At 76.2% G+C, this 3666-nt stretch carries 2 protein-coding genes; one reads left to right on the top strand and one right to left on the bottom strand.

Annotation, left to right across the window (positions count from 1 at the left end; all coding sequences use genetic code 11):
* Nucleotides 1-46: 46 nt before the first annotated feature.
* Nucleotides 47-1009 carry a serine hydrolase gene (locus PYV61_RS22530; protein WP_275835907.1) on the bottom strand — a complete coding sequence of 321 codons (963 nt, stop codon included), beginning with the start codon at nt 1007-1009 and terminating at the stop codon, nt 47-49.
* A 108-nt stretch (nt 1010-1117) separates the two neighbouring features.
* On the opposite strand from PYV61_RS22530, the gene PYV61_RS22525 reads away from it, so the two are divergent.
* Nucleotides 1118-3496 carry a bifunctional salicylyl-CoA 5-hydroxylase/oxidoreductase gene (locus tag PYV61_RS22525; RefSeq protein ID WP_345785281.1) on the top strand — a complete coding sequence of 793 codons (2379 nt, stop codon included), beginning with the start codon at nt 1118-1120 and terminating at the stop codon, nt 3494-3496.
* The last annotated feature ends 170 nt before the right edge of the window (nt 3497-3666 follow it).

Below are 3666 nucleotides of genomic sequence, written 5' to 3'. Positions count from 1 at the left end.
CAGGCGCGGCGGCGGCGGCGCGCGCGGGCGCCGCTCGCGGCGGCGGTCACGGGCCCTCGTCCGCCGGCTTGAGCGCGGCCGCCGCGGGGTCCGGGGCCCACGGCCGGCCCGGCTCGAACTCGCGCCAGAGCAGCGCCGACACCCGGCGCAGCAGCACGTACCCCTGGTTCCCCGGCGCGTAGGTGGTGTCGCGCTGGTTGCGCGTGATGACGGCGAACACGTAGTCCCCCGACGGCGCGTTGACGAGCACGACCTCGGAGCGCGAGCGGTCGACCGCCCCCTGCTTGGACGCCGCCTGCACCCACGGCGGGAGCTGCGACAGCGCCTCGCCGTTCCAGTAGATGCGCGTGAGGTAGCGGTACATCTCCTCGCTCGCCGCGCGGCTCACGGCGCGCCCGTCGCGGATCGCGGTGAGCAGGCGCGCCATCTCGCGCGGCGTGGTCTGCCCCCACCCCATGCGCGTGCGGTCGGCCTCGCGCCCGGGGACGCGCGAGTTGACGCGCGTGGAGTCGAAGCCGTGCGCGGCCAGCCAGGCGTTGACGGCCGCGCCGCCGACGAGCCCCTGCAGCCACAGCGACGCGGTGTTGTCGCTGGTCGTGATCATGTGCAGCGCGACCTTCTGCAGCGGCACGCGCGCCGAGTCGCGCAGCTTCGCGACCAGGTCGGCGCCGGGGTAGGCGAGCGAGTCGCGGTAGACGAGCGTCGCGTGCGGGTCGAGGCGGCCCGTGCGGAAGGCGTCGAAGACGCCGACGAGGATCGGCACCTTGATCAGGCTCGCCGTCGGGAAGGTCTCGTCGGCGCGCAGGGCGGCGGTGCGCCCGGTGCGCAGGTGGCGCACGTAGATCCCGACGTCGCCGTCGACCTCCCGCGCCAGCGCCGCGAGCCGCGCCTCGAGCGCGGCGTCGCGCACCTCGCCCGCCTCGGCGGGGGGCGCGGCGGGGGGCGGGGGCGTGCGGCAGGCGCCGGCGAGCAGGGCGGCGACGAGCAGGGTGCGTCGGGTCCTCGGCATCGGCGGAACGTGCGGGCGGCGAACCCGGCGCGCCACCGCCCTTGCCCACCCCCGCGCCGCCGGCGAGGTTCACCGCCACCCCACCGCCACCCCACCCCGGAGCGCTCGTTGTTCGTCGTGACCGTCGGCGGCGGCCCCGCCGGCCTGTACCTCGCCATCCTGCTGCGCCGCGCCGACCCGACCGGGCGCGTGGTCGTGCTGGAGCGCAACGGGCCCGACGACGCGTACGGGTGGGGCGTCGTGTTCTCCGAGCAGACGCTGGAGCAGCTGCACGCGGCCGACCCGGAGACGTACGCCGAGGTCGCGCGCCACTTCGTGCGCTGGGACGACATCGACGTGCACGTGCGCGGGCGCGTGGTCACGTCCGGGGGGCACGGCTTCGTGGGCGTGGCGCGGCGCACGCTGCTGCGCGTGCTCGGCGAGCGCGCCCGCGCGCTGGGCGCCGACGTGCGCCACCACACCGACGTCCCCGACGAGGCGGCGCTCCACGCGCTCGGGCTGGGGGGCGCGGACGTGGTGGTGGCGGCCGACGGCGTCAACAGCGCGCTGCGGCGCGGGCGCGCGGCGGCGTTCGCCCCCGACCTCGACGTGCGCCCCAACCGCTTCATGTGGTTCGGCACGCGCCGGCGCTTCGAGGCCTTCACCTTCCTGTTCGCCGAGACGGCGGCGGGCGTCTACCAGGCGCACGCGTACCGGTTCGACGGCGAGCGGTCGGCGTTCATCGTCGAGTGCGACGAGGCGTCGTGGCGCGCGGCCGGGTTCGACGCGATGGACGCCGACGCGACGATCGCGGCCTGCGAGGCGATGTTCGCGCCGTGGCTGGAGGGGCACCCGCTGGAGGTGAACCTGGCGCCGCACCAGCGCGCGCAGCCGTGGCAGCGGTTCACGCGCGTGGCGTGCGGGCGGTGGCACGACGGGAACCTCGTGCTGCTCGGCGACGCGGCGCACACGGCGCACTTCTCCATCGGGTCGGGCACCAAGCTGGCGATGGAGGACTCGATCGCGCTGGCGAGGCACCTCGGGAGCGTCGAGCGTCGAACGTCGAGCGTCGGGGACGCGCTGGCGGCGTACGAGGCGGAGCGGCGCGTGGAGGCGCTGCGGCTGCAGAACGCGGCGCGCAACTCGATGGAGTGGTTCGAGTCGGTGCGGCGCTACCTGGCGCTGCCGGCGGAGCAGTTCGCGTACTCGCTGCTGACGCGGAGCCAGCGGCTGGGGCACGAGAACCTGCGGGTGCGGGACGACGGGTACGTGCGGGGGGTGGAGCGCTGGTTCGCCGCGCAGCCTCCCTCGACGCTCGACGCTCGACGCTCCGGCGATCCGAGCGTCGAGCGTCGAGCGTCGAGCGTCGAGGAGGGCGATGCGCGCGTCCCCCCCATGTTCGTCCCGTTCTCCCTGCGCGGCATGACCCTGCCGAACCGCGTGGTCGTCGCCCCGATGGACATGTACTGCGCCGAGGACGGCACGCCGTCCGACTTCCACCTCGTGCACTACGGGGCGCGGTCGCTGGGGGGGGCGGGGCTGGTGTTCACCGAGATGACGTGCGTGACGCCCGACGGGCGGATCACGCCGGGGTGCACGGGGATGTACGCGCCCGAGCACGTCGCGGCGTGGCGGCGCGTGACCGACATGGTGCACCGCTGGTCGCCGGCGCGGATCTGCCTGCAGCTCGGGCACTCGGGGCCGAAGGGCGCGACGAAGCTGATGTGGGAGGGGAACGAGGAGCCGCTCGAGCACGGGTGGTGGGAGACGCTCGCCCCCACCGACGCGCCGTACGCCCCGGGGATGCGGGCGCCGCGGGCGATGACGCGCGCCGACATGGACGCGGTGCGCGACGCGTTCGTGCGGGCGGCGCGGATGGGCGCCGAGGCGGGGTTCGACATGCTGGAGCTGCACTGCGCGCACGGCTACCTGCTGTCGGCGTTCATCACGCCGCTCTCGAACGGGCGCGACGACGCCTACGGCGGCTGCCTGGAGAACCGGCTGCGCTTCCCGCTCGAGGTGTTCCGCGCGGTGCGCGCCGAGTGGCCCGCCGAGCGGCCGATGTCGGTGCGCGTCTCGGCGACCGACTGGGTGGAGGGGGGCGTGGACGGCCCCGAGGCGGTGCGGATCGCGCGCGCGTTCGCCGAGGCGGGGGTGGACGTGGTGCACGTCTCGGCCGGGCAGACGTCGCCGCAGGCGAAGCCGGTGTACGGGCGGCTGTTCCAGACGCCGCTGTCCGACCGCATCCGCAACGAGGCGGGGGTGCCGACGATCGCGGTCGGCAACGTCACCGAGTGGGACCAGGTGAACGCGATCCTCGCCGCGGGGCGCGCGGACCTCGTGGCGCTGGCGCGCCCGCACCTGGCCGACCCGCAGTGGACGCTGCACGCCGCGGCGGCGCAGGGGTACGGCGGGCAGTGGTGGCCGGTGCAGTACCTGTCGGGGCGGCGGCAGCTGGAGCGGGCGCGCGAGCGCGAGCTCGAGCTGCGCGGGACGGCGGCGATCTGATGTCTGCACCCGACGCGCCGGCGGGGCGGCACGCGGTGGTGACCGGCGCGTCGCGCGGGATCGGCGCGGCCGTCGCCGAGGCGCTCGCGCGCGACGGGTGGGCGGTGACGCTCATGGGGCGCGACGCGCGGACGCTGGCGCCGCGCGCGGCGGAGCTGGCGGCGCGGCAC

Origin of the sequence: Roseisolibacter sp. H3M3-2 (genome assembly GCF_029211165.1) — a bacterium.
Taxonomy (GTDB): domain Bacteria; phylum Gemmatimonadota; class Gemmatimonadetes; order Gemmatimonadales; family Gemmatimonadaceae; genus Roseisolibacter.
The sequence above is the reverse complement of the archived record's forward strand: the minus strand, read 5'-3'. Positions and strand labels throughout refer to the sequence as shown.

Excerpts from the sequence above, each read along its gene's own strand:
- PYV61_RS22530 (WP_275835907.1), bottom strand. The coding sequence starts at position 1,009 with ATGCCGAGGACCCGACGCACCCTGCTCGTCGCCGCCCTGCTCGCCGGC.